Origin of the sequence: Bacillus sp. FSL R9-9497, from assembly GCF_038005805.1 — a bacterium.
GTDB classification, from domain to species: Bacteria; Bacillota; Bacilli; order Bacillales; family Bacillaceae_G; genus Bacillus_A; species Bacillus_A cereus.
The window spans coordinates 4,911,845-4,937,880 of sequence record NZ_JBBOTY010000001.1 but is presented as its reverse complement, the minus strand read 5'-3'; the positions used below and the strand labels follow the sequence as shown (position 1 = coordinate 4,937,880).

Here is a 26,036-nt window from a genome sequence, read left to right as displayed (position 1 = left end):
TAAGGAATTTTTTGTGAAAACTGTAAAAATCATAAGGGGAGTATTGAAGTTTCACTTTATACATCCCCTATCTTTCGGATACACTAAATAATATAAGGTTTTAAAGGAGGTATTTTTGCTTGGAAGAAATCATACAAGAACATATTGATAAGTTGTTATTATTTATGAGAGAAGAAGCGTATAAACCGCTAACGATACAAGAGTTAGAAGAGGCATTTGGAATTGAAGGTTCTGAGGGTTTTAAAGATTTTGTAAAGGCACTTGTAACGATGGAAGAGAAGGGACTTGTTATTCGTACACGTAGCAACCGTTACGGTCTTCCTGAAAAGATGAATTTAGTACGCGGTAAATTAATTGGACATGCACGTGGTTTTGCATTCGTTGTACCAGACGAGAAGAAAACAGGAGACGATGATCTTTTCATCCCGCCTACAGAATTAAACGGTGCACTTCATGGCGATACAGTATTAGCACGCCTTAGTTCTCAATCAAGCGGTTCACGTCAAGAAGGTTCAATTGTACGCATTTTAGAGCGTGGAACGAAAGAACTAGTTGGTACATATACAGAATCGAAAAACTTTGGATTCGTTATACCTGACAATAAGCGTTGGACGAGTGATATCTTTATCTTGAAAAGCGCATCAATGGGTGCTGTAGAAGGTCATAAAGTAGTTGTCAAAATTACGAGCTATCCAGAGAATCGTTTAAGTGCAGAAGGTGAAGTTATTCAAATTCTAGGTCATAAAAATGATCCAGGAGTAGATATTTTATCTGTCATTCATAAACATCATTTACCTTTAGCATTCCCTGAGGAAGTGATGGAGCATGCAAACAGTGTACCAGAAACGATTTCAGAAGAAGATTTAAAAGATCGCCGCGACCTGCGTGATCAAATGATCGTAACGATTGATGGTGCAGATGCGAAAGATTTAGATGATGCTGTTACAGTAACGAAGCTTGAGAACGGTAACTACAAGCTAGGCGTTCACATTGCGGATGTAAGTCATTACGTTCAAGAAGGCTCTCCAATTGATGTTGAAGCAGCGGAAAGAGCGACAAGTGTGTATCTTGTTGACCGTGTAATCCCGATGATTCCACATCGTCTATCTAACGGTATTTGTTCATTAAATCCGAAAGTAGACCGTCTGACATTATCTTGTGAAATGGAAATCAACAACTTAGGTGATGTTGTTAAACACGAGATTTTCCAAAGTGTGATTAAAACGACAGAGCGTATGACGTATGCTGACGTAAGAAGCATTTTAGAAGATGAGGACGAAGAGTTAATTAAGCGTTATGAGCCGCTCGTACCGATGTTTAAAGAGATGGGTCAATTGGCACAAATTTTACGTGAAAAACGTATGCGCCGTGGTGCAATTGACTTTGACTTTAAAGAAGCGAAAGTATTAGTAGATGAAGAAGGAAAACCGACAGACGTTGTCATGCGCGATCGTTCTGTATCAGAGAAGTTAATTGAAGAATTTATGCTTGTTGCGAATGAAACAGTAGCAGAGCACTTCCACTGGATGAACGTACCGTTTATGTACCGTGTCCATGAAGATCCGAAAGAAGATAAGCTTGAGCGTTTCTTCGAGTTTGTAACGAACTTCGGATATGCGGTAAAAGGACGTGCGAATGAAGTGCACCCTCGTGCGCTGCAACAAATACTTGAAATGGTTCAAGGACAGCCAGAAGAAGTAGTTATTTCAACAGTTATGCTTCGTTCTATGAAGCAAGCTCGTTACGATGCGGATAGTTTAGGACATTTCGGTTTATCAACTGAGTTCTACACACATTTCACATCACCAATTCGTCGTTACCCAGATACAATCGTTCATAGATTAATTCGTGAATACATTATTAATGGTAAAGTCGACAACGAAACGCAAGCAAAATGGCGTGAAAAATTACCTGAGATTGCAGAGCACTCTTCTAATATGGAACGCCGTGCTGTTGAAGCAGAGCGTGAAACAGATGAGATGAAAAAAGCAGAGTATATGGTTGATAAGATCGGTGAAGAGTATGACGGTATGATTAGCTCTGTAACAAACTTCGGTTTATTCGTAGAGCTTCCAAATACAATTGAAGGTCTTGTACACGTTAGCTACTTAACGGATGATTACTACCGTTATGACGAGCAACATTTCGCTATGATCGGAGAACGTACAGGAAACGTATTCCGCATCGGTGACGAAATTACAATTCGCGTTATTAACGTAAACAAAGACGAGCGTGCAATCGACTTTGAAATCGTTGGCATGAAAGGCACACCTCGCCGTAAGTTCAAAGATCGTCCAGTCGTTATCGAGCAGCCAAGAACAGGCAGAAAGAAACGCGGTGGACGTAGCGAGCGCAGTAATGAGCGCGGCGGTGAACGTGGCACAGGTAGAAAATTTGACCGTGGTGGTAAAGGAAAAGGAAGAGGATCTGCATCCGCATCCGCATCCGCTTCTGCTAGCCAGCCAGGAAAAAAAGATGGTAACGGTAAGAAGAAAAAAGCATTCTTCGAAAACGTACCAGGATTCAAGAAGAAAAAGAAAAAGCGTAAGTAAGAAAAGAGTGGCTTCGCTTTGATGAAAAGCGGGGCCTTTTCTTTTTTTATTGGTGGCTTGAGAACGAGCCACTTTCGCTTTTTAATGGAATCTAGCTACAGTGGCTAGAATGTTCGGCGGCTTCGCTTCTTCCCGAGAGGCAAAGAGCGCCTCAAGGTCAGAAGCTCCATCCACCTCACATTCTGAGCGAGCCACTTTCGCTTTTTATGGAATCCAGCTACAGTGGCTAGAATGTTCGGCGGCTTCGCTTCTTCCCGAGAGGCAAAGAGCGCCTCAAGGTCAGAAGCTCCATCCACCTCACATTCTGAGCGAGCCACTTTCGCTTTTTATGGAATCCAGCTACAGTGGCTAGAATGTTCGGCGGCTTCGCTTCTTCCCGAGAGGCAAAGAGCGCCTCAAGGTCAGAAGCTCCATCCACCTCACATTCTGAGCGAGCCACTTTCGCTTTTTATGGAATCCAGCTACAGTGGCTAGAATCTGTTGGCCATTTCACTCCCTCGGACGAAGCAAAAAGCGCTTCTCTGTCGGGAGTTCCAATGTCCAAAGATTCTGAGCGAGCCACTTTCGCTTTTTATTAACATTTGTTACAATAGTAAAAATAGAGGAGGGACGTTATATGCCAAAGGGTACAGGTAAGGTTATTGCACAAAATAAAAAAGCATTTCATGATTATTTCATCGAAGAAACATACGAAGCAGGGCTTGTCCTTCAAGGAACGGAAATTAAGTCGATTCGCGCTGGACGCGTAAACTTGAAAGATGCGTTTGCACGTGTACATAATGGTGAAGTATGGGTTCATAATATGCACATTAATACGTACGAACAAGGGAATCGTTTCAACCATGATCCACTTCGTACTAGAAAATTACTTCTGCATAAAAAAGAAATTGATAAACTAGCGGGCGCTGCGAAAGAAACAGGTTACGCATTAGTTCCACTTAGAATTTATTTGAAAAATGGATTTGCAAAAATGGCACTTGGTTTAGCAAAAGGTAAGAAACAATACGATAAACGTCACGATTTAAAAGAGAAAGAAGCTAAACGTGAAATTGCACGCGCGTTCCGTGATCGCCAAAAGATGTAATACAGATATTTACATTTGTAAAATGGAGCTCGTATGTTATAATAACTTATGTAAGGTTGTTGCACATTGAAAAACAGCTCTTAGTAGCTATCACGATATTTTCTTCGTATGCTCCATTTTTATCATGGGGACGTTACGGATTCGACAGGGATAGTTCGAGCTTAGGTTGCGAGTCGAGGGGATCGGCCTCGTTAAAACGTCAAAGCCTATAATTGGCAAACAAAACAATCTTTCTTTAGCTGCTTAATTGCACTAAAGGTTCCTCCCTCCATCGTCCATGTGGTAGGGTAAGGGACTCAAACTAAGTGGACTACGCCGGAGTTCGCCGTCTGAGGACAAAGGAAGAGAACAACCAGACTAGCAACTTGGAAGCCTGTCGATAGGCCGAAGAGTTCGCGAAATGCTAATATATCGACTACACTCGTAGAAGCTTAAGTGCCGATATTTTTGGACGTGGGTTCGACTCCCACCGTCTCCACCAATACATATTTGGTGGTTTTTTATTTTGTATGATATGAACCATAATTTTGCCAGGTTGGCGAGGTTATGGTTCTTTTTGTTTATGGAAAAGTTATAGTTCTAAAAATAGAATGTATCTAATTCTTTGGTTCTTTCACTTACATCCTCAATGTATCTTGTGTGCTATCCCTTAATGATCACAATTTTATCCCGTCAAAGCCTGAGTGGTGAGGACTGATAATTAGTGGGGATGAACATCCCTGTTTGATCAATTAATACTTCACTTTATTTGAATCTTCATATGTTTTGTGTTTTTATCCATACCTATTGTAAGATTATATAGAGTTCTCCTAATAAGCTGTTTTAATGGATTATTTAGGGGGGGAATTTGTAAATCATAAATTGTTTTTTCGGAATAATTTTTTATATAAATAAGTTATATTGAAGTAGAGGTGAACCATCGGTGAAGCAGGTGTTGGTGATTAAAAATGAACGGTCTTCAGCAAAGAAAATCGTAAGCGGTCTAACGCAAGAAGGCTATTTCATTTTAAAACTTCACAATGAAAACGAAGGTTTAAATATAATATATGAACAAGATTGGGATATTATCATATTGGATTGGGATTCATTAAGTATATCAGGACCAGAAATTTGCAGACAAATACGACTTGTTAAAACGACACCGATTATTATTGTGACTGACAATATTTCTAGTAAGGATTGCGTTGCAGGGTTACAAGCAGGAGCAGATGATTATATAAGAAAACCATTTGCGAAAGAAGAATTAGTAGCAAGGGTTCAAGCAATTTTAAGGAGAAGTGATTGTAACCAGCAAAAGGAGATAAACTTTTTTCAGTTTAAAGATCTCTTTGTTGATGCATCAAGCAATATTGTGAAAAAAGGTGGCGAAAATCTCTCACTTACTAAGCGTGAGTACGATTTACTTGTATTTTTAATCAAAAACAAAAACACGATATTGAGCCGTGAAATGCTTTTGAATCAAGTTTGGGGATATAACGTAGTAGTAAATCCAAATGTAGTAGATTTATATATTGGGTATGTAAGAAAAAAGTTAAAGTGCGAGAAGAAAGACAGATATATTCAAACGATACACGGCAGAGGCTATTCAATGATTGAATGATAAAATAAGGTAATAGAAAAAAGTTTCTTAGAAGTATTAAAAGACGTAAAAAATGGATTATGAAAATATTAGCTATTAATGGGCGTGTTTTGTAGAGGAAATCATGGTTAATCAATACGCCCGACTTCACATATTACTTTCTATGCCTGATTTTATGAATTCGCACCATTCACAAGATTTTCACAGAATTAATGACTATACTAATTAACAGGATGTTCAAATGAAAATGATTATCAATAGCGATTCAATTGAATAAAAGTTACTTTCTAATTCAATCTATGGATGTCATCATTTTCGAAATAAATCACACTATAAGGAGTATACATATGAAAAAATCTATGCTTTTAAAATTAGTGAGTATTCTAGCAATTTTCACTTTAATGTTAGTGGCTTGCTCAGATTCAAGTAAAGAAACTTCGAAGGCTAATAATAAAGATAATGGTAGTGATAAGCCAAAAACGGTTGAAATCACTGATGCTCATGGAACTGTTAAAGTACCTGTAAACCCAAAGAATGTAGTTGCTTTGGATAACAGAACTTTTGAAACTTTATCTGATTGGGGAATTAAACTAGCGGCTGCTCCAAAAGATATCATGCCTGCAGATTCAGCATATAAAAAGGATGATTCAGTTCAAAATATTGGAAATCACCGTGAACCAAATCTTGAAATTATTGCAGCGGCAAACCCTGACCTTGTAATCGTTGGTCAAAGATTTGCTGATCATTACGAAGAAATTAAAAAATTAGTGCCAAATGCAGCTGTTATTGATCTTAATTTTGATGTTTCTGAGAAGGCTAATAAGCCTGGAGAAAACTTAGTAAAAGGACTTAAAGATTCTACAACTACTTTAGGTAAAATCTTTGCTAAAGATAAAGAAGCTAAACAATTAATAGCTGATTTCGACAAATCTATTGAAAAAGCAAAATCTGCTTATAACGGAAAAGATAAAGTTATGAGTGTTATCGTTACTGGTGGAAATATCGGCTTTGCAGCTCCACATTCTGGTCGCGTTTGGGGACCTATGTATGACATTTTCGGTTGGACTCCAGCATTAGAAGTTTCGAATTCTACTGCAGGTCATAAAGGTGATGACGTTTCTGTTGAAGCTATTGCACAAACAAATCCTGATTGGCTTTTCGTATTAGATCGTGATGCTGCAACATCTGATGCAGCTAAGTCAGCTCCAGCTAAGGATGTTATTTCTAAATCACCAGCTCTTCAAAACACAACTGCTGTTTCTAAAAAACAAGTTGTTTATGCACCAGAAGATACTTACACAAATGAATCAATTCAGACTTATGTAGAGTTATTTGGAAATCTTGCAAAAACTTTAGCTAAGTAGTGTAAAGGGGTACGAAACAGTGTCAAAAAATATGATTTCTAGGGTTGAGAATATTTCTCAACCCCAGTTTTATAATCACAATAAAATATGGACAAAACCTTTTATAATAGCGGTTATAGTTGTTATAATTTTAGGGATTATATCACTGTTTACTGGAGTTTATGATATACGTGGACAAGAGGATGGAATGGAGATGTTTTTCATCACTCGTGTTCCGAGAACAGTTGCATTAATGCTTACTGGAGCTGCAATGGCAATGGCAGGGCTCGTAATGCAACTCATTACACAGAATCGCTTTGTTGAACCTACTACAACGGGGACGATTGAATGGTCAGGCTTAGGCCTGCTTTTTGTGTATTTACTATTTCCTGCCCCGACTTTAGTTCAAAGAATGACTGGTGCAATCATTTTTTCTTTTATAGGAACTATGATTTTCTTTCTATTTTTAAGAAGAGTTAAGCTTCGTTCGTCTTTAATTGTCCCGATTATTGGATTGATGCTTGGAGCAGTAATTTCTGCAGTGTCTACTTTTTTGGGACTCCTTTTTCAAAAGACGCAAAGTATTGAAACTTGGTTTGTAGGTTCATTTGCTAACATTCAGGTGGGGAGATATGAATATTTATGGCTGATTGTTATCATTACTTTTCTTATTTTTATGTATGCTAATAGATTGACTTTAGCTGGACTAGGAGAAGATGTCGCAACAAGCCTTGGAGTTAATTATAATAGAATTGTTCTTTTTGGGACTGCCCTTATCTCTGTTGCAGTTGGAATTGTTGCAGCTGTTATTGGACACTTGCCTTTCTTAGGATTAATTGTGCCAAATATCGTTTCAATGTTTAGAGGTGATGATCTTAGGAGTAATTTACCTTGGGTTTGTGTGATCGGAATGGGGTCAATAACTGCCTGTGACATCATTTCTCGAACAATTATACAGCCTTTTGAAGTACCTGTTTCTTTAATACTTGCAACGGTGGGAGCAGTCGTGTTTATTACTATTTTATTGAGACAAAGAAAACCAAGGAGGCTGCGATGATCACATTAGAATATAGAAAAAAAGAAAATGTCGAAATCGATTCTAGCCTTCATAATGAAAGTAGATCAGCTAGTGCTTTTCGGTCTAAGAAGGAAGCAAGACGTTATTGGATTTTACTGATAACATTGATTGCTTTAGGTCTTCTTTCTTCATATGGACTTTTAGTTTATAACAATCCAGTTCCGATAGATTCACCTTCTTTTATCCCAGTTGTTAAGAGAAGGATAGTAGCTATTGTTGCAATGATTATCGCTGCAGTTTGCCATAGCTTGTCGACAGTTGCTTTCCAATCTATTACGAATAACAAAATTATTACTCCATCGCTTTTAGGTTTTGAATCACTTTATTCAGCAATTCAAACGAGTACAATATTCTTCTTTGGTGCTAGTGCATTAATAAATTTTAATGGAATTGGCTCATTTTTATTCCAAGTTGTTGTTATGGTCTTCATGAGTTTGATACTTTATGGATGGTTACTTTCCGGCAAATACGGGAATTTACAACTTATGCTTTTAGTTGGAATTATTATTGGTACCGGGCTAAATTCTGTGTCAACTTTCATGAGAAAACTACTTGCGCCTTCAGAATTTGATATTTTACAAGCAAGATTATTTGGTTCTGTTAATCATGCAGATCCTGCATATTTCCCTATTGTAATTCCGATGATCATAATTGTAGCAGTATTAATTTTTGCTCATTCTAAGAATTTGAATGTTTTGTCACTAGGAAAGGATGTTGCTACTTCTTTTGGAGTTAAATATCAACCTAGTGTAATTTATACGCTTGTATTAGTAGCTATTTTGATGTCTATTTCAACAGCTCTAATTGGGCCACTTACTTTCTACGGCTTTTTAGTAGCAACTTTGAGTTATCAGGCAGCGGCAACTTATGATCATAGATATATTTTTCCGATGGCTTTTGCTATAGGATTTTTAATAATGACGAGCGCATACTTTTTAATGTATCATGTATTCCATGCTCAAGGTGTAGTTTCAGTTATTATTGAATTATTTGGTGGAATTATATTCTTAACTATAGTTTTAAGGAAGAGGGCTTTATGATAAAAATTGATAATGTTAAAAAGTTCTATACTGATAAGGTAAAAATAGGACCTTTGGATATTGAAATACCAAAAGCAGGCTTTACTTCTTTAATTGGACCAAATGGCGCTGGAAAGTCCACGACACTTTTGATGATTGGCAGACTTTTAGATATGGATGAAGGCCAAATTCAGGTAGCAAATATGGATGTTTCTGAATCCAAATCAAAAGACTTAGCAAAAGTTTTGACTATATTGCGACAAGAAAATCATTTTGTAACTAGGCTTACAGTTAGACAATTAGTTGGATTTGGGCGCTTTCCTTATTCAAAGGGAAGATTGACTAAAGAAGATGAGGTTATCATTTCTAAATATATCGATTTCTTAGATTTAACTAGTTTAGAGAATAGATATTTAGATGAGCTTTCTGGTGGTCAAAGACAAAGGGCATATGTAGCGATGGTATTGTGCCAAGAGACGGAATATGTACTTTTGGATGAACCTTTAAACAATCTTGATGTTGCTCGTTCTGTTCAAATGATGGAGCATTTAAGACGTGCAGCTAATGAATTTGGACGAACAATTTTGACTGTTATGCATGACATAAATTTTGCAGCTAAATACTCGGATAAAATTTGTGCTATGAAAGATGGACAAATTGCTGCTTTTGGAACAGTAGAAGAGGTTATGGACTCAACACTTTTGACAGATATTTTTGAAACAAAAATAGAAATTATTAATGGTCCTTATGGGCCGATCGCAGTTTATTAGTTATAAAATGCCTTGCGTAGATTATGCAAGACACTCTAGTTGAAGTTGCTGTCTGTATTTTATAGGCAGCAGCTTTTTTTATGTGATTACTCATAAAATGCAAAAGAATGCTTCACCTTTTCAAGTATGTACCAAGTAGAAAAATATCCCTGTATAACTTTTTAAAAGAATTCAGCTTGTTTTTTGATATGTAATATTGCATATCAGAGTGTATTGATAAAAGTGTAAGGGGTCACTATAATGAGGGCATAAAGATAAATCACATTTTCGTAGCAATAAAAAGGAGGAAATAATATGGAAATCGCAATGGCAGTTTTAAAATTTGTAGGTGGCGTAATCCCGTTAATTCAAGAACTTTTAAAAGCATTTATGTAAATTTATTAGTTAGCAATCATTATCGTATTTTACTAAAAAAAGAACGGGGTGATTTTTCTGAATATTAAGAAAAACACTAAAAGAAGAAAGTTCCTTGCATGTTTATTAGTTAGTCTATGCACTATTAATTATTCATCTATTTCCTTCGCAGAAACACAAGTAAGTAATACAACTGATGTAACCAAAAATGCTAGTGGCATTGATAATGGTATAGCAAATCTTAAATATAATAATCAAGAGGTTTTAGCTGTAAATGGTGATAAAGTAGAAAGTTTTGTTCCGAAAGAAAGTATCAATTCAAATGGTAAATTTGTAGTAGTGGAACGCGAGAAAAAATCACTTACAACGTCGCCAGTCGATATTTCAATTATTGATTCTGTAGTGAATCGTACGTATCCAGGAGCTGTACAACTTGCAAATAAAGCTTTTGCAGACAATCAACCGAGTTTATTAGTGGCTAAGAGAAAACCTTTGAATATTAGTATAGACTTACCGGGCATGAGAAAAGAAAATACAATCACTGTCCAAAATCCGACATATGGTAATGTAGCTGGAGCAGTAGACGATTTAGTATCTACTTGGAATGAAAAGTATTCTACAACACATACGTTACCTGCAAGAATGCAGTATACGGAATCTATGGTTTATAGTAAATCACAAATCGCAAGTGCTCTTAATGTTAACGCTAAATATCTTGATAACAGTCTAAACATTGATTTTAATGCGGTTGCAAACGGAGAGAAAAAGATAATGGTAGCGGCGTATAAGCAAATATTTTATACGGTAAGTGCTGAACTACCTAACAATCCATCCGACCTTTTTGATAATAGTGTTACTTTTGATGAGTTAACTCGAAAGGGCGTAAGTAATTCGGCTCCACCTGTTATGGTTTCAAATGTAGCTTATGGTAGAACGGTTTATGTAAAATTAGAAACAACATCTAAGAGCAAAGATGTACAAGCTGCTTTTAAAGCCTTACTTAAGGATAACAGCGTTGAAACGAGTGGACAGTATAAAGATATTTTTGAAGAAAGTACCTTTACTGCTGTAGTATTAGGCGGAGATGCGAAAGAGCATAACAAGGTTGTCACTAAAGATTTCAATGAAATCCGAAATATCATTAAAGATAATGCTGAATTAAGTCTTAAAAATCCAGCATACCCAATTTCATATACAAGTACTTTCTTAAAAGATAATGCAACTGCTGCTGTTCATAACAATACAGATTATATTGAGACGACAACTACAGAATATTCAAGTGCTAAAATGACACTTGATCATTACGGTGCTTACGTTGCTCAATTTGATGTATCTTGGGATGAATTCACATTTGACCAAAAGGGTAACGAAGTATTAACACATAAAACGTGGGATGGTAGCGGAAAAGACAAAACCGCTCATTACTCTACAGTTATCCCTCTGCCACCAAATTCAAAAAATATAAAAATTGTAGCAAGAGAATGTACAGGTCTTGCATGGGAATGGTGGAGAACAATTATTAATGAACAAAATGTTCCATTAACAAATGAAATAAAAGTTTCAATTGGAGGAACAACATTATACCCAACAGCTAGTATTAGTCATTAAGTATAAAACAAGCGCCCTATAAGTAGGGCGCTTTTTACTTGGTCACAAATTTTATTTTGTATCGGTATGTTTTTAGGTTTTGTAAATTATCAACTATAAGGTGGGAATATTGTGCAGACGAAAAGCTACATGTTTTTCGTCTTTTTGTTCTCTTGCTTAATAAGAAAGATCCTGTAACTCAGTACAGGATCTTTAATCAAACGTTTTTAAAAGCTAAATTGTGGTTTCATATCACCTTTATAAGGTTCATGTTCAACGAATATAGTTATATCGTTACCAGCTTGGTCTTTACCAGTTCTTTTATACGTAAATTTATTTTTATTTAGTTCAGTAAGTTCAAGAGCAGCACCGTATTTGTTATTTCCAATTGAAACATGGGCTCTTATTTTATTTTCGTGTACAACATCGAAGTAGCCATAGTCACCGCGGCTTTGACCTGTTTCGTTATTGAAGAACTCATATTTATTAGATTTGTCATCAAATTTTGCTAGACTTATAAAATTCGAATTAAACTGTGTTACATCGTTACCAGCTTCGTCTAATACCTTTGTTCCGTGCCAAAGGGTACCGCCTAAAATTTTATCTCCATCAACGTTTTTAACAATATCCCCTGTAGTCGTGTTCAGCTGCTTGTCCGGATCAGTGAAAGAAAGTTCTTTTTCTTTATATGGAACATGTTCAACGAAAACTTCTACATCTTTACCGTTAGCGTCTTTCCCCATTCGTTTATAAGTAAATATATTTTTATTTAGTTTTGTCATGTCAACAACAGCTTGATACTTCATTGATTCTGAAATTAATATTCTCTTCTTCCCATCATTTGTGACAAAGAAAGTTCCTTTATCGCCACGACTTGCACCTGTTTTAGCATCAAAAAATTCATATCTGCCGGACTTTACATCATATTTTGCAAGACCAATGAAGTTCGCATTCTCTTTTGTTAAGTCATTCTTATCTTTGTCATACACTCGTGTACCTTGCCAATTTGTCTCGCTAAGAATATTAGCCATTTTTTGCCCTTTAGTTAATTTGTTTTCCTGTTTTGTTTCTTTAGCAACTTGTTCTTGTTTTTGTTTCCCATGATTTTCTTCAGCTTTAGTACCAGCACACCCTGTTAATGCTAATGTGAATCCGAGCAGTACGGATGATAGTGCTTTTGTTTTTTTGTTCATGTTTTATCGTCTCCTTATTTTATGATTTCAAGTAGTACGGTTAGCGATTATAGTAGCAGTGCGTCATATATAAACTTAATTGCTACGTTTCTTATGTTAATCCCCGACTATAAACTGCCTCTAAATAAAACATTAAAAAAAGATAAACTAATTCCTAAAATTTTTTCATACTTATAAAAAGGTCTTTTACATGGGGGTGAATGTAAATTTCTTATTTTGAAACTGGCGTAATCACATTGGGGTATACACATTATGCTTACATTGCGATTTTAGATGTGATGTTATACTGTGTATAAGATTTTATGTGTGTATGTTGTGTCGGTTTTTGTCGGTAAGTCGATATATTTCGAAAATCGCTGATATATTTGGAGTTGCGCCGATATATTTCGAAAATCGCTGATATATTTGGAGTTGCGCTGATATATTTGAAAAATCGCTGATATATTTTGGAGGGGGATAAAAATGATTGTGAAAGAGCGGAAAATGCCCGTATATTTGCTGCAATTAGAAGCTTTACTTAGAAGATTGCCTGCTCATCATCCAAAAAGGAATGTGGTGGTTGAAAGTCTAGCGAAATTTATGGCCGGCTATAAAGGAGAGCAGGCGATTGAGTATCCACTTAGTTTTTTACCCGAAACAGAATACAGTATTTTACATGATATTAGGTTATTTGATCAAAAACATTATTTCCAAATTGATACTCTCATAGTTTCATCTTATTTTCTTCTTTTTCTTGAAATAAAAAATATTATTGGTACATTAATTTTTGATGCAAAGTTCAATCAACTTATTCGAATAGTAGATGGTACTACGGAAGAAGGATTCCCAAATCCGCTTTTACAACTGCAACGGCAAGAGATGCAACTGAGAAAATGGCTGAATCTACATGATTTACATAATATTCCGATTGAATCCCTCGTTGTAATTAGTTCCCCTCGTACAATTATTAAAACTTCAGATGAAATACTGTCTAGTAAAATTATCCACAGTGCAAATTTACCTAATAGAATAAAACAGATTAAAAATCAATATAAAGAAAAAGTGATTGATAATATAAATGGACTTATAGGCCAGATTATGAATGAGCACATTCCGCAACGTCAAAATGTTCTTGCGCAATATAAAATTAAAAAAGAGGAATTGCTAAAGGGTGTACAGTGTGAGGAATGTTTTACAATGGCAATGTTAAAAGAAAGACAGGGATGGCGTTGTTCAAATTGCAATAGTATGTCTAAACATGCTCATTTACGTGCTGTACAAGATTACACACTTCTGTTTAGTGTGATAACTACTAATAGCGAATTGAGGGAATTTCTTAATATGGAATCTAGTTCTGCGGTTAAAAGACTCCTCCAAACAATGAACATCACCTTCACTGGCAACAACAAAGGACGAATATATGATTTAACTTCTTTCCAATCGTAATTTTGCTATAATAAATAAGTACTTATACGAAGGGGAGTCTAAAGAGAAAATGAAGTCATTTAATATCGATCATGTTATAGCTAGTGTTTTGCAATGGATATTAAATATAGCCTTAATTATATTATCCATTGTGTTATCAATTTTCTTAGTGAATGAGACAATTACGTTTGTACAGTATATTTTTTCGGCAAAAGAGTATACGTCTTATAAATTGGTTGAAAGTATCATCGTCTACTTCTTATACTTCGAGTTCATTGCATTAATTATTAAGTATTTTAAATCGAACTATCATTTCCCGTTACGCTATTTTATTTATATCGGAATTACGGCCTTAATTCGATTAATTATTGTGTCTCATGAGGAACCGATGGAGACGTTATTATACGCAGGGGCAATTCTTGTTTTAGTTATTGCTTTATACATATCAAATATGAGAGATTTGAGAAAAGAGTAGTAGTGCAGACGTAAGTTTGCACTACTTTTTTACATCTTGACCTTCAAGTTGCTTGAAAGTTTACAATGAAATTAGGGCGTTTGAAATCGAAAAAAATTGAGAAATTAAGTGAAGAGGTTTCTTTTACTTGGAGGTTATAGGAATGAATCAGGAATTGAAGTTACGTCCATTAGAACGAGAAGATTTAAAGTTTGTACACGAACTGAATAATAATGCGCATATTATGTCGTATTGGTTTGAAGAGCCGTATGAGGCATTTGTGGAGCTGCAAGACTTATACGATAAACATATACATGATCAAAGCGAACGCCGATTTATCGTTGAGAAAGACAATGAGATGGTTGGATTAGTTGAGTTAGTAGAAATCGATTATATTCACCGTAGAACAGAATTCCAAATTATTATTGATCCGAATTATCAAGGATATGGTTATGCAGTGGATGCGACGCGTTTAGCAATGGATTACGCTTTTTCTGTATTAAATATGCATAAGATTTATTTAGTTGTGGATAAGGAAAATGAAAAGGCAGTACATGTTTATAAAAAAGTTGGGTTTATGGTAGAAGGTGAGCTTATCGATGAGTTTTTCGTTGATGGTAACTATCATAATGCGATAAGAATGTGTATGTTTCAGAAGCAATATTTTGAAAACAAGTAGTTGAAAGATTCGGAAGTAATATTGACGCTTCGTAAAACCGTATGCTAAAATCCTTTTTAAGTATTAAGGAAGGTGCATAATATGCTTTATATAAAATTTGTAAAACTCATTAGAAAACTTTGCTCCGCACAAATGTATACGGTGAAGCGTTGTACGGAGCTTAATCAAGGGGTATAAATCCCCTATATTCATCGGCTGAATAACTTTTCTAAAAAAGTATAGTGTATCTATGCTTATTTCGTTATGGTTTTTCAGCTGGTGTATAAAATAGATTAAGGGGCCATAGACAATGCTTTGTCTATGGCCCTTTGTGTATATTATTCCGATGAGTCTTTACTATAAATTGGAGTAGTATAGGAAAAACCACGAAGCAGAGGGCTAGTGTCGAATGACGCTATCTCTCTGCTTTTTTTAATTTCAGGAAAAGAGGAATAAAAATGAGTTTACTTAAAGTGGAAAGTTTATCACATAGTTTTATAGATAAAGTATTATACGAAAATGCTTCTTTTGATTTGCATAAAGGGGAGCATATGGGAATTGTTGGACAGAATGGTGCAGGAAAAAGCACATTAATGAAAATATTGGTGGGGGAAATTATTCCTGATAAGGGAGACATAAAGTGGCAACCTAATATTCAAATTGGACATCTTGATCAATACGCAGAAATTGATGAGGGTTATACCATTTCACAATATTTAAAGAGAGCCTTTTATGATTTGTATGAAATGGAAAAGAGAATGAACAAGTTATATGAAGAAAGTGCGATGACTGGAGATGAAAATCAACTATTGAAAGCGGCAGAAATTCAAGGACTGCTCGAGGCTCGTGATTTTTATTCAGTAGATAGTATTACGAATAAGGTGGCAGCCGGTTTAGGTATCGATGTGATTGGGATGAATCGTGTGATTGGTGAATTAAGCGGAGGGCAGCGTGCAAAGGTAATTTTAGCAAAGCTCTTATTAGAAGAGCCTAATATTTTATTGCTAGATGAACCGACGAATTTTCTCGATAAGGAGCATGTGGAGTGGCTTGCTAATTATTTAATGAATTTTGAAGGAGCGTTTATTGTCGTATCACATGATTTTGATTTTCTGGAAAAGGTAACTTCTTGCATATGTGATGTAGAGTTCGGAACAGTTAAGAAGTATTACGGCAAATACTCAGATTTTGTAAGACAAAAGGAGCATTTGCGAAAAGATTATATTCGCCAATATTATGCACAGCAAAAGAAAATTGAAAAAACGGAAGAGTATATTCGTAGAAATATTGCTGGGGTGAATTCAAAAATAGCGCAAGGTCGTAGAAAACAATTACAGCGTATGGAAAGAATTGCGCCACCAAGTTTTACTCATAAACCGTCTATTCATTTTCAGGAACTTCCCATTTCAGTTCAGACAGTTCTTGAAGTAAATAATCTTGAAGTTGGTTACGACTTCGCTCTCTTACCAAAGTTGAATTTTTCAGTAATGGGTGGGCAAAAACTTGTTATTACAGGTTTCAATGGAGTAGGGAAATCTACTTTATTAAAAACAATCGTTGGAAATATTGCTAGTATTTCTGGAGAGTTTCACTTTTCAGAGCAAATAAAGATTGGATATTATGAGCAAGATTTAAATTGGAGCAATGATTCTTTAACGCCGCTTCAAATTATTTCAGAACAGTTTCCTAAACTGAATATGAAGGAAATACGCCATCATTTAGCTGCGTGTGGAGTGAAGGATACGCACGTTTCGCAAGAAATTCGTACGTTAAGTGGTGGTGAACAATCGAAGGTGAAACTGTGTGGATTATTACTATCACCTTGTAACTTCTTAATTTTAGATGAGCCGACAAATCATTTGGATGCAGAAGCGAAGGAAGCTTTGCAAAAGGCGTTAATTAAGTTTAAGGGCAGCATTATACTCGTATCTCACGAAGCAAGTTTTTATCTTGATTGGGCAGATAGCATCTTTCATATAGAGACAGGATTAGTTAAGGGGGGGTGAAACATATGAGTGAAAACAATTGGAAAACGAAAATTATATTATTTTTGACCGCTCAAACTATTTCGTTGTTCGGTTCCTCTCTCGTGCAATACGCGATTATATGGTATATCACCCTTACAACATCATCAGGAGTGATGTTGACTATTTCAACTGTTTGCGGTTTTTTACCACAAATTGCGATATCTTTGTTTGCAGGTGTTTGGATTGATCGTTATGACCGTAAAAAGATGATTATGTTATCGGATGGAATTATAGCGATTGCGACGTTAGTCTTAGCAATTTTATTTTTAACAGGATATAAAAGTATTTGGTTACTTTTTATTGTGTTACTCATTCGTTCAGCTGGAACAGGAGTACAAACGCCAGCTGTGAATGCATTAATTCCGCAAATCGTTCCGAAAGAGTATCTGATGAAAGTAAATGGAATAAATAGCAGTATTACATCTTTAATTTTTTAATTGGTATAACAATGCCGTGCTTCAATACACCAGTTACTGTGTTATTGCAAGAGAAAGTAGAACCATCAATGCACGGACGGATGTTTAGCCTTGTACAAATTGCGAATTCATGCGCGCTTCCTTTAGGAATGATAATATTTGGTCAGTTGTCGGATATGTTTAGTGTAGAGATTTTGTTAATTTATGCTGGGATATTCGTGCTATTTTGCGCAATGTATATTGTATTAAGCAAGAGGTTTGAAGTGTAAATATTTATAATTTAGAAGGTTTGCGAAGTGATTTAAGATGCTTTGCAAACCTTTTTTTTTGTTTGTTTAGTCAATAATTATTTATTGTTAAACAATAAATAATTATTGACTGTTAATTCTTTTTTAGATAATATGATGGTAAGAATCTAAGGGGAATTACATAAGTAGAGGAGAATGTGAAATGAAAAACAAATACGTAGTAGCTATTTCTTTCATGATTTTAGCGATTATTTCTTTAACGATACATGCTTCAAACAGTAAAGTGGGAGCGAATGGATTCCTTGAAGAACCTTTCTTTTTCCTAGTACCGATAAGTTATGTATTGTTCCTTAGTGGTATTGGTGTATTATTATTTGGATTTATTACTTCAAAGCTGAAAAAGGGCAATAGATAGGGACAAAACACTCACTATGAAATAGAAACATACCATATGGAAGAAAAAGAATAAGTGAGATGAATCATGATGAATCATTATTTTTATAATGGTAGACAAGTAGGAGCTGCTATTACGCTGGCTGGGGCACAAGGGACAATTCATGCTGTGAATCAAGCTATTCAAATGCAGCAACAAGCATATTTTGCACAAATGATGCAAAGTCAGTATATGCCCTATTCACAACTTCCGATGCAAATTATACATTACGATGTACATCCAGCTGGTTTATTTTCCATTCCATATGGCGGGACATATTTCTTATGAAAAAAAGCGACTCAATAGAGTCGCTTTTTTATATTCCGCCTAACTTCATTCCAAGGAAGGCAAAGGCGATACCAATTATGTAAGTAGCACTTAAATATAAAAGAAAGATGTATAGTTTTTTACGATTGAGAAGCTGAACAGATTCTAATTTAAACGTAGAAAATGTAGTGAATGCGCCCATAAATCCAGTACCTAATAATAGTTGCCAGCCTGTAGTGAATCCGTTGCCAATTATATATCCAAGTAAAAATGCCCCTGTTATATTAATAAGGAATGTAGCAATTGGAAATTGTGTTTTATTTCTTTTCTTAAACCAATTGCTAATTGCAAATCGTGTAATCGCACCGAAAAATCCTCCTGTTGCGACTAATAAGGCTTCTATCATGAGTAATCACCTTCCGTAAGAGATTTCTTAATTAAGAAATCTCCAATTGTATGGCCAAGGCCAGACATAATGAGGCCACCAAGTATGCTACATGATACATATAAGAAGCCTATGCTCCACTCAGAATGATTGATCAATTGCACAGTTTCTACACTAAATGTTGAAAAAGTCGTAAAGGAACCGATGAATCCAGTTCCGATGCCTGTGATAATCTCTGAAGGTAAGATGTTTAGCCGAGCGATATAAGTAGTTAGCCACGCTAAGAAGAAGCAACCAATTAAGTTAATGAGTAATGTTGCTAATGGAAATGAATGATGCCAAAATGTGGTGATATTAAGGCCTAAATAATAACGAGAAAGAGCTCCTAATATACCGGCAATGCCGACGATAATATAAATCAATTTTCTCACCTCTTTAAATAGCTTGCTCAAAAAAATAGACTCCTACCAGTATGTATACTGGTAGGAGTCATTAGCTAAGCAGCGTTTATGGCGAACTCCATCGCCTATGATTATTACATATAGTGTACTAAATATACCGTTTAATTTCCAGTGAGGAGGTGGGTGTAACTTTTCTTTTTTTGATGTCTGAAGGTTTTTTAAGTAATTAAAATGGGATATATTACTTATCAACTAAATATAATGATATAAGGTTTTAATTGTGATAAAATGTTTCTTATGTGTGTCGTTTTGTTTCATTTGACTGAAAATAAAGAAAATAAATTCGCGTGAAAAGGAGTCATTTATTTGAAGAAATTTTTAAAAATTGTATTTACATGTGTTTTAGTAGTAGCGGGCATTGTAGGAGGGTTTCTAGCGTATATGACACTTACTAAAGAACAGCCTGCTGATGTTATAAGCTTGAAGGTGGAGAATAATAAGGAGCGCGTATTAGCGACTGGAAATGAATTTAAAGTTACAACATTTAATATTGGATATGCTGGGTTAGATAAGGACCAAGATTTCTTTATGGATGGTGGAAAGGGATCTGGTTCAAGTAGTAAAGAGCAAACGGAAACTAATTTAAAGAATATGCTTTCGTTTTTACAAAATGAGAATAGTGATTTTGCGCTATTACAAGAAGTTGATATAAAGTCACTTCGTTCATTTGATGTAAATGGACATGAATTTTTGAAAAAAGGATTACCTGATTATGTTTCGTCATTTGGCAAGAACTACGATACGAAATGGGTTCCAGTGCCAATAACAAATCCAATGGGATATGCGGAGGCTGGATTAAGTACGTTTTCTAAATACACTGTTCAAGAAGCGAAGAGGTTCCAGCTGCCTGGAATGGAGCCTTGGCCAAAGCGTTTGTTTGATTTAGATCGAGCAATTGTGGAATATAAAATTCCTGTTAATAATGGAAAACATGTTAGACTCGTAAATTTACATTTGTCTGCTTATGATGAAGGCGGGAAAATTAGAAAACAGCAAGTAGAGTATTTAAAAGAATATATGAACAAGCATTATGAAAATGGTGATTACGTAATAATGGGTGGAGATTGGAATCAATTGGTTTCGAACGCTCAATTAAGTGATCCGAAGTTCGTGAAAGAGCGTCCTGAGTGGTTAGTAGAGTTACCGAAGGACTTTACAGACGGTGGCTTTAAGTGGGCTGTAGATCCGTCTGTTATGACTGTAAGAGATGATGTAAAGAAATATGTAGAAGGTGAAAATTTCGTCACTATTATTGATGGCTTTATCGTTTCACCGAATGTAGAGATTGTAAATGTACAAGGGAAAGATTTAAAGTTTGAAAATAGCGATCATAACCCAGTAAGTGCGGTATTTAAACTGAAGTAATTGATATGTATAAGTAGAAGGTGGGGCTTCATATGGAGTGGTTAAAGAGGACTTGTTTTTCTAACCTTGAGAAAGAATCACAGAAAAATCATTTATTACTGTTTATAACGATTTGTAGTTTCTTCCTTGGGATAATCGCGATTGGGTATTATGGATATATTTTTACAGAGAGAGCAATAGCATTTTGGATTTGTGGTATTTCTGTCGTTGCATTTGGAACGCTTTTTACTTTTATAAAAAGTATGGAATCAGTGTATAAATATATCATGACATTTATGTTGCTTACAATGTCTTACATTATGGTACAAGCTTTTAATGGAAGCCCGGCTGTATTTCAAATGGTCTATTTTACATTAGCTGTTTCACTTATTTACTTAAGTGAGCGCCTCATTTTAATTCTTGGCGGGATAGCTGTTGTGATCACATTTATCCTTTGTAGCTATTGGCCGGAGCAATTTTTTGCTTATACAGCCTCGTCTGAAGCTGCTAATTTCGCAAGTTTGTTAGCGATTGTAACAATCGCTATGTGGGGCGTCACGAAAATCGGTTCTAATCTGCTCCTTCGTTTAAGTGATGAGAAGCAAGAAGTAATGAGAAAAGCTCAGGAGTTAGAAGAGACGCAAAGACTTATTGAAGAAACAGTTGTGAAACTAGATAGTAATTTCAATCATTTAAGACAAAATATGAACACGTCGATGGAATCGATGAGTGAAATTAATTTTGCCTTTGAAGAGGTGGCAGTTGGTACGCAATCACAATCAGAGATGATGTATCGTTCGGTAGAAGTATTGAATGATATGGAGGGAAATATTGAAAAAATCATCTCTCAAGTAAGAACTGCATCGGCTCATGTGGATGAAAGCTTAGAAATTTCAAAAGGTAGTGTACATACTCTAAGAAATTTTGAAACTAACATGAGAAGTTTAAATGATGTTGTTTCACAGTCTGGAATTATATTTAGAGATTTAATGATGCAATCGAAACAAATTAATGAAATTGTAGATGTAATAACGAATATTTCAAGTCAGACGAGTTTGCTAGCTTTAAATGCAAATATTGAAGCTGCGAGGGCAGGCGAGCATGGAAAAGGTTTTGCTATTGTAGCGAGTGAAGTGTTAAAGCTTGCTGAAGAATCAAATCGTTCTGCGGGAAGAATTCAAGGGATTTTGAAGGAGTTTAGTAATCAAGCAAGTAAGGTAGAAGTGCAAGTAGAGAAGTCAGAAAGAGTACAAGAAGAATGTAACGAGATGTTAGCAAGCGTTTTAACAAATGTAACTGATTTAGGGAAGTTTATTGATGCGATTAATGAAGTAATGCGAGAGGTTGTTGTTCAACAAGAAAGTTTCCAAGTTAAAACGACGAATATCGTAAAGGATGTTACGCATGCTTCTAACGTAATTCAGCAAACTTCTACAGCTACAGAAGAAGTGCTAGCGAGTGTGGAAGAAGAAAAACATCGAAATGATACGTCAGTGAAGACGTTACAAACTGTTAGCGAGCAAGTGAAGTTATTAGAAGATATTTTAGAAAAGTAATATTGCTTAGAAAGAGCACGAGTGATGTGCTCTTTTTTCATTGAAACGAATACTTGATAGGAATTTAATTGCTTTTCTGCGCGTTTTCTGCCAAGCTTAAGGAGATAAAGTGAGACTAGTACATACTGATTATTAGCCCTCACCAATCAAGCTATCCGCAAATAGCGGAATAAAATACTTCAAAGAAAGAATTATATAGGTGACGCATATGATCGAAGTTAAGACTTCTGAACTTAGTGATGGAGAATTTAATAGAGGTGTATTTGCAACTCGTGATATTAAAAAGGGTGAGTTGATACACGCCGCACCAGTTATCTCTTATCCGAATGAACAGCATGAACATATTGAGAAAACGTTACTTGCTGACTACGCATTTGAGTATGGAATCAATCATACGGCAATCCTTTTAGGATATGGTATGTTATTTAATCATTCATATACACCGAATGCAACGTATGACATCGTTTTTGAGAATCATACATTTAACTTCTATGCTTATAAAGATATAAAAGCAGGAGAAGAAATTTTAATCAATTATAATGGTGAAGTTGATAACGATGAGCTGTTATGGTTTGATAAAGAAAAAGAAGAGAACGAAAAGTAATATAAAGAGTATAGAAAGAGCACATTCTGTGGGATGTGCTCTTTTTTATTGATGTAAATAAAGTAAAAAGTACAAAAAAATACCACTTTCTTTTTGTGTGGTATAGTAAGATACTGAGGGATAGTGTTTTGAAAAAGTCACATATTTTACAAATTGTTGTCTTTCTGATGACATGTCAAGTTTAGTAGTCCATTTGGGTTGCTTTATTATGCAATATATATTTTAATATGAGTGGCACCTCTTATAAATTAAGAGGTTTATAGGTGTCTCGAATTGATTTTGGGTACACTGTATCCACCACTTTAGGTTCTTTCATGTACGTGGGGATATTATGGGCCGTATAACGGGATAAAATGAATATAGAAATAGAGGAATCGTAAAATGAATATGCAAGAGGTTTATAAATATTTAAGTACGGTATTGCCTGAAGGACATGTTAAACAAGATGAAATGTTAAAGAATCATACGCATATTAAAGTTGGCGGAAAAGCAGATGTTTTCGTTGCGCCTACAAATTATGATGAAATTCAAGAAGTTATTAAATATGCGAACGAATATAATATTCCAGTTACGTTTTTAGGAAATGGATCGAATGTCATTATTAAAGATGGTGGAATTCGCGGGATTACAGTAAGTTTAATTCATATTACAGGTGTTACTGTAACAGGTACAACGATTGTAGCACAGTGTGGTGCAGCAATTATTGACGTATCACGTATTGCCTTAGACCATAACTTAACGGGTCTTGAGTTTGCTTGTGGTATTCCAGGTTCAGTTGGCGGAGCATTATATATGAATGCTGGTGCATACGGCGGTGAAATTTCGTTTGTATTAACAGAAGCTGTCGTAATGACAGGTGATGGAGAGCTACGTACTTTGACGAAAGAAGCATTTGAATTTGGATATCGTAAGAGTGTATTTGCGAACAACCATTACATTATTCTTGAAGCGAGATTTGAACTTGAAGAAGGTGTACATGAAGAAATTAAAGCCAAAATGGATGATTTAACGTTTAAACGTGAGTCAAAACAGCCTCTAGAATACCCTTCATGTGGTAGCGTATTTAAGCGTCCACCAAATAACTTTGCTGGTAAGTTGATTCAAGACTCAGGACTACAAGGTAAGCGAATTGGTGGAGTAGAAGTTTCTTTAAAACACGCTGGATTTATGGTGAATGTTGATAACGGAACAGCACAAGATTACATCGATTTAATTCACTTCGTACAAAAGACAGTTGAAGAGAAATTTGGCGTGAAGTTGGAGCGAGAAGTAAGGATTATTGGAGAAGATAAAGAATAACGAAATACGTATGAAGATATGAATTATTTTAAAATAACATTTGGGTATTGTTGACAATTTGTTTTCAATTCAATATAATGGCTAATAATTTAACAAATAACATACGTTGAAAGAGCCCAGTAGCAGTTTGTCACTGTTAACGAGAGAGCTAGGGGTTGCTGGAACCTAGCACAAACAAACTTGCGAATTACACTCTGGAGTATCTTAGGTAATGCTAAGCGGACTAGCAATCGATATTATTGCTAAGAGTGGTATGAGTAGCTATGCTATTTATGCAAACTGGGTGGTAACACGGTGAATAATCGTCCCTATGTCTATCGTAGACATAGGGGCTTTTTTGTTTTTAAAAAATAAAGGGGATGACAAAAGATGAATATTATTGATGAATTAGAATGGCGCGGCGCCGTTAATCAGCAGACTGACGAAGAAGGCTTACGTAAGCTAGTAGAAGAGAAAAAGATTTCACTATACTGCGGAGTTGATCCAACTGGTGATAGTATGCATATCGGACATTTGATTCCGTTTATGATGATGAAGAGATTCCAATTAGCTGGCCATCATCCTGTTATTTTAATTGGCGGGGCAACAGGAACAATTGGTGATCCGAGTGGACGACAATCAGAGCGTCAGCTTCAAACGTTAGAAGTGGTTCAACATAATGTAGATGCGTTAACAGCACAAATGAAAAAGCTATTTGATTTTGGCGGAAATAGCGAAGTGAAGATGGTAAATAACTATGATTGGACACATGAAATAAATATTATTGAGTTTTTACGTGATTACGGGAAAAACTTTAGTATCAATAGCATGTTAGCGAAGGATATTGTAGCAAGCCGCTTAGATACAGGTATTTCTTTCACAGAATTCACGTACCAAATTTTGCAAGCGATGGATTTCCACCATTTATACACGAAAGAGGATGTTCAGCTGCAAATTGGTGGTAGTGACCAATGGGGAAATATTACGAGTGGTTTAGATTTAATTCGTAAGTTAGAGGGTCATGAGGCGAAAGTATTCGGATTAACGATTCCGTTATTATTAAAATCGGACGGCACGAAGTTTGGTAAATCAGCGGGTGGTGCGGTTTGGCTTGATCCTGAAAAAACGACACCGTTTGAATTTTACCAGTTCTGGGTGAATACAGATGACCGTGACGTAATTAAATACTTGAAATACTTTACGTTCTTAACGAAAGAGCGTATTGATGAATTAGCAACGAAGGTAGAAGCGGAACCTCATAAACGTGAAGCGCAAAAAGTGTTAGCGGAAGAAATGACGAAATTTGTTCATGGAGAAGAGGCGTTCCTGCAAGCTGAGAAAATTACAGCAGCGTTATTTAGCGGAGATATTAAATCGTTAACAGCTGATGAAATTGAACAAGGCTTTAAAGAAATGCCAACATTCCAGTCTTCAAAAGAGACGAAAAACATCGTAGAGTGGCTAGTCGATTTAGGGATTGAACCATCTAGACGACAAGCACGCGAGGACATTAATAATGGTGCGATTTCTATGAATGGTGAGAAAGTAACAGATGTGGGTACAGATGTTACTGTAGAAAATTCATTTGATGGAAGATTTATTATTATTCGTAAAGGGAAGAAGAACTACAGTCTTGTGAAATTAGGATAATAAGTAAGGCTGGAAAATATATCGGCGATTTTTTGAATATATCGACCGTAACTCAAATTATATCGGCGATTTTCGAAATATATCAGCGCAAATCCGAATATATCAGCGATTTTCCCAATATATCGATTTACCGACAAAAAGCGACAATAAGAGCTGTTCCGAACGGGACAGCTTTTATTGTAAAAAGTCAGTATATTTAGATAAATTTAAAGGGTATATAATTTTTTTGACGAATAAATAAGTTAGAGAAAATTACGGATAAAAAATAGCCCGAACCATGCAGGGCATGATT

Annotated in this window: 22 protein-coding genes, 1 other RNA gene, 1 pseudogene, 1 riboswitch and 1 other annotated feature; of the genes and pseudogenes, 21 read left to right on the top strand and 3 right to left on the bottom strand. The window is 35.6% G+C overall.

Annotated features, from left to right (window positions below; all coding sequences use genetic code 11):
• Positions 1-119: 119 nt before the first annotated feature.
• From rnr to alo, 9 genes are all read left to right on the top strand, one after another.
• The gene (gene rnr / locus MKY21_RS25575; protein ID WP_016110936.1) at positions 120-2,552 is read left to right on the top strand and encodes a ribonuclease R; all 2,433 of its coding nucleotides are present in this window, start codon (positions 120-122) and stop codon (positions 2,550-2,552) included.
• Between the two features lie 616 nt (positions 2,553-3,168).
• Positions 3,169-3,636: an SsrA-binding protein gene (gene smpB / locus MKY21_RS25570; RefSeq protein WP_001123919.1), complete on the top strand. Its 468-nt coding sequence runs from the start codon at positions 3,169-3,171 to the stop codon at positions 3,634-3,636.
• Positions 3,637-3,762: 126 nt separating this feature from the next.
• Positions 3,763-4,117: a transfer-messenger RNA gene (gene ssrA / locus MKY21_RS25565) on the top strand.
• Between the two features lie 441 nt (positions 4,118-4,558).
• Entirely contained in the window at positions 4,559-5,236 is a 678-nt protein-coding gene (locus MKY21_RS25560; RefSeq protein ID WP_000815815.1) for a response regulator transcription factor, read from the top strand.
• 326 nt (positions 5,237-5,562) lie between these two features.
• Positions 5,563-6,579, top strand: coding sequence for a siderophore ABC transporter substrate-binding protein (locus MKY21_RS25555; protein WP_000749432.1), 1,017 nt, complete (start codon positions 5,563-5,565; stop codon positions 6,577-6,579).
• Positions 6,580-6,598: 19 nt separating this feature from the next.
• Positions 6,599-7,615, top strand: a complete 1,017-nt coding sequence (locus tag MKY21_RS25550; protein WP_000042064.1) for an ABC transporter permease — start codon at positions 6,599-6,601, stop codon at positions 7,613-7,615.
• Positions 7,612-8,676: an iron chelate uptake ABC transporter family permease subunit gene (locus MKY21_RS25545; protein WP_000631241.1), complete on the top strand. Its 1,065-nt coding sequence runs from the start codon at positions 7,612-7,614 to the stop codon at positions 8,674-8,676. The genes MKY21_RS25550 and MKY21_RS25545 overlap by 4 nt, the downstream gene beginning before the upstream one ends.
• A complete protein-coding gene (locus tag MKY21_RS25540; protein WP_000590071.1) occupies positions 8,673-9,425 on the top strand; it encodes an iron ABC transporter ATP-binding protein in 753 nt (250 codons plus the stop codon). Before MKY21_RS25545 ends, MKY21_RS25540 begins: the two co-directional genes overlap by 4 nt.
• A 423-nt stretch (positions 9,426-9,848) precedes the next feature.
• Positions 9,849-11,387, top strand: coding sequence for an anthrolysin O/cereolysin O family cholesterol-dependent cytolysin Alo (gene alo / locus MKY21_RS25535; RefSeq protein ID WP_044795012.1), 1,539 nt, complete (start codon positions 9,849-9,851; stop codon positions 11,385-11,387).
• Between the two features lie 206 nt (positions 11,388-11,593).
• Here alo and MKY21_RS25530 read toward each other — a convergent pair whose 3' ends face one another.
• A complete protein-coding gene (locus tag MKY21_RS25530) occupies positions 11,594-12,559 on the bottom strand; it encodes a DUF4822 domain-containing protein (RefSeq protein WP_044795011.1) in 966 nt (321 codons plus the stop codon).
• Positions 12,560-13,021: 462 nt separating this feature from the next.
• On the opposite strand from MKY21_RS25530, the gene MKY21_RS25525 reads away from it, so the two are divergent.
• From MKY21_RS25525 to MKY21_RS25495, 7 genes and pseudogenes are all read left to right on the top strand, one after another.
• Positions 13,022-13,984 carry a nuclease-related domain-containing protein gene (locus MKY21_RS25525; protein ID WP_061664393.1) on the top strand — a complete coding sequence of 321 codons (963 nt, stop codon included), beginning with the start codon at positions 13,022-13,024 and terminating at the stop codon, positions 13,982-13,984.
• A gap of 49 nt (positions 13,985-14,033) precedes the next feature.
• A complete protein-coding gene (psiE, locus tag MKY21_RS25520) occupies positions 14,034-14,438 on the top strand; it encodes a phosphate-starvation-inducible protein PsiE (protein ID WP_000834708.1) in 405 nt (134 codons plus the stop codon).
• A gap of 142 nt (positions 14,439-14,580) precedes the next feature.
• Complete coding sequence (speG, locus tag MKY21_RS25515) at positions 14,581-15,096, top strand: spermidine N1-acetyltransferase (RefSeq protein WP_001071092.1); 516 nt, start codon at positions 14,581-14,583, stop codon at positions 15,094-15,096.
• A 437-nt stretch (positions 15,097-15,533) separates the two neighbouring features.
• The gene (locus MKY21_RS25510) at positions 15,534-17,081 is read left to right on the top strand and encodes an ABC-F family ATP-binding cassette domain-containing protein (protein ID WP_268502712.1); all 1,548 of its coding nucleotides are present in this window, start codon (positions 15,534-15,536) and stop codon (positions 17,079-17,081) included.
• A 5-nt stretch (positions 17,082-17,086) separates the two neighbouring features.
• Positions 17,087-17,787: pseudogene (locus MKY21_RS25505) on the top strand (MFS transporter).
• Between the two features lie 160 nt (positions 17,788-17,947).
• Positions 17,948-18,181, top strand: a complete 234-nt coding sequence (locus MKY21_RS25500; RefSeq protein WP_193533296.1) for a DUF3955 domain-containing protein — start codon at positions 17,948-17,950, stop codon at positions 18,179-18,181.
• Between the two features lie 66 nt (positions 18,182-18,247).
• The gene (locus MKY21_RS25495; protein WP_000980955.1) at positions 18,248-18,487 is read left to right on the top strand and encodes a DUF3947 family protein; all 240 of its coding nucleotides are present in this window, start codon (positions 18,248-18,250) and stop codon (positions 18,485-18,487) included.
• Positions 18,488-18,515: 28 nt separating this feature from the next.
• Here the strand turns inward: MKY21_RS25495 and crcB (MKY21_RS25490) are convergent, their stop codons facing one another.
• Entirely contained in the window at positions 18,516-18,872 is a 357-nt protein-coding gene (gene crcB, locus MKY21_RS25490; protein WP_000568575.1) for a fluoride efflux transporter CrcB, read from the bottom strand.
• Positions 18,869-19,273: a fluoride efflux transporter CrcB gene (gene crcB, locus MKY21_RS25485; RefSeq protein ID WP_000639314.1), complete on the bottom strand. Its 405-nt coding sequence runs from the start codon at positions 19,271-19,273 to the stop codon at positions 18,869-18,871. Before crcB (MKY21_RS25485) ends, crcB (MKY21_RS25490) begins: the two co-directional genes overlap by 4 nt.
• A 54-nt stretch (positions 19,274-19,327) precedes the next feature.
• Positions 19,328-19,387, bottom strand: a riboswitch (Fluoride riboswitch).
• Between the two features lie 231 nt (positions 19,388-19,618).
• Here crcB (MKY21_RS25485) and MKY21_RS25480 point away from each other — a divergent pair.
• From MKY21_RS25480 to tyrS, 5 genes are all read left to right on the top strand, one after another.
• Positions 19,619-20,677 carry an endonuclease/exonuclease/phosphatase family protein gene (locus MKY21_RS25480; protein ID WP_000714052.1) on the top strand — a complete coding sequence of 353 codons (1,059 nt, stop codon included), beginning with the start codon at positions 19,619-19,621 and terminating at the stop codon, positions 20,675-20,677.
• A gap of 32 nt (positions 20,678-20,709) precedes the next feature.
• Positions 20,710-22,212, top strand: a complete 1,503-nt coding sequence (locus tag MKY21_RS25475) for a DUF4077 domain-containing protein (RefSeq protein ID WP_341077622.1) — start codon at positions 20,710-20,712, stop codon at positions 22,210-22,212.
• Positions 22,213-22,420: 208 nt separating this feature from the next.
• On the top strand, positions 22,421-22,816 hold the full coding sequence (locus tag MKY21_RS25470) for an SET domain-containing protein (protein WP_000573649.1): 396 nt from the start codon (positions 22,421-22,423) through the stop codon (positions 22,814-22,816).
• 381 nt (positions 22,817-23,197) lie between these two features.
• Positions 23,198-24,115, top strand: a complete 918-nt coding sequence (gene murB, locus MKY21_RS25465; protein ID WP_001057102.1) for a UDP-N-acetylmuramate dehydrogenase — start codon at positions 23,198-23,200, stop codon at positions 24,113-24,115.
• A gap of 97 nt (positions 24,116-24,212) precedes the next feature.
• Positions 24,213-24,428 (top strand) — a binding site (T-box leader).
• A gap of 56 nt (positions 24,429-24,484) precedes the next feature.
• A complete protein-coding gene (gene tyrS / locus MKY21_RS25460; protein WP_016118864.1) occupies positions 24,485-25,744 on the top strand; it encodes a tyrosine--tRNA ligase in 1,260 nt (419 codons plus the stop codon).
• Positions 25,745-26,036: the final 292 nt, after the last annotated feature.

What these genes read in the sequence shown, in the direction of transcription:
- smpB (WP_001123919.1), top strand. Translation starts at nt 3,169, where the DNA reads ATGCCAAAGGGTACAGGTAAGGTTATTGCACAAAATAAAAAAGCATTT.
- MKY21_RS25555 (WP_000749432.1), top strand. Translation starts at nt 5,563, where the DNA reads ATGAAAAAATCTATGCTTTTAAAATTAGTGAGTATTCTAGCAATTTTC.
- MKY21_RS25545 (WP_000631241.1), top strand. Translation starts at nt 7,612, where the DNA reads ATGATCACATTAGAATATAGAAAAAAAGAAAATGTCGAAATCGATTCT.
- MKY21_RS25540 (WP_000590071.1), top strand. Translation starts at nt 8,673, where the DNA reads ATGATAAAAATTGATAATGTTAAAAAGTTCTATACTGATAAGGTAAAA.
- MKY21_RS25530 (WP_044795011.1), bottom strand. Translation starts at nt 12,559, where the DNA reads ATGAACAAAAAAACAAAAGCACTATCATCCGTACTGCTCGGATTCACA.
- MKY21_RS25525 (WP_061664393.1), top strand. Translation starts at nt 13,022, where the DNA reads ATGATTGTGAAAGAGCGGAAAATGCCCGTATATTTGCTGCAATTAGAA.
- psiE (WP_000834708.1), top strand. Translation starts at nt 14,034, where the DNA reads ATGAAGTCATTTAATATCGATCATGTTATAGCTAGTGTTTTGCAATGG.
- speG (WP_001071092.1), top strand. Translation starts at nt 14,581, where the DNA reads ATGAATCAGGAATTGAAGTTACGTCCATTAGAACGAGAAGATTTAAAG.
- MKY21_RS25510 (WP_268502712.1), top strand. Translation starts at nt 15,534, where the DNA reads ATGAGTTTACTTAAAGTGGAAAGTTTATCACATAGTTTTATAGATAAA.
- MKY21_RS25495 (WP_000980955.1), top strand. Translation starts at nt 18,248, where the DNA reads ATGATGAATCATTATTTTTATAATGGTAGACAAGTAGGAGCTGCTATT.
- crcB (WP_000568575.1), bottom strand. Translation starts at nt 18,872, where the DNA reads ATGATAGAAGCCTTATTAGTCGCAACAGGAGGATTTTTCGGTGCGATT.
- MKY21_RS25475 (WP_341077622.1), top strand. Translation starts at nt 20,710, where the DNA reads ATGGAGTGGTTAAAGAGGACTTGTTTTTCTAACCTTGAGAAAGAATCA.
- MKY21_RS25470 (WP_000573649.1), top strand. Translation starts at nt 22,421, where the DNA reads ATGATCGAAGTTAAGACTTCTGAACTTAGTGATGGAGAATTTAATAGA.
- murB (WP_001057102.1), top strand. Translation starts at nt 23,198, where the DNA reads ATGAATATGCAAGAGGTTTATAAATATTTAAGTACGGTATTGCCTGAA.
- tyrS (WP_016118864.1), top strand. Translation starts at nt 24,485, where the DNA reads ATGAATATTATTGATGAATTAGAATGGCGCGGCGCCGTTAATCAGCAG.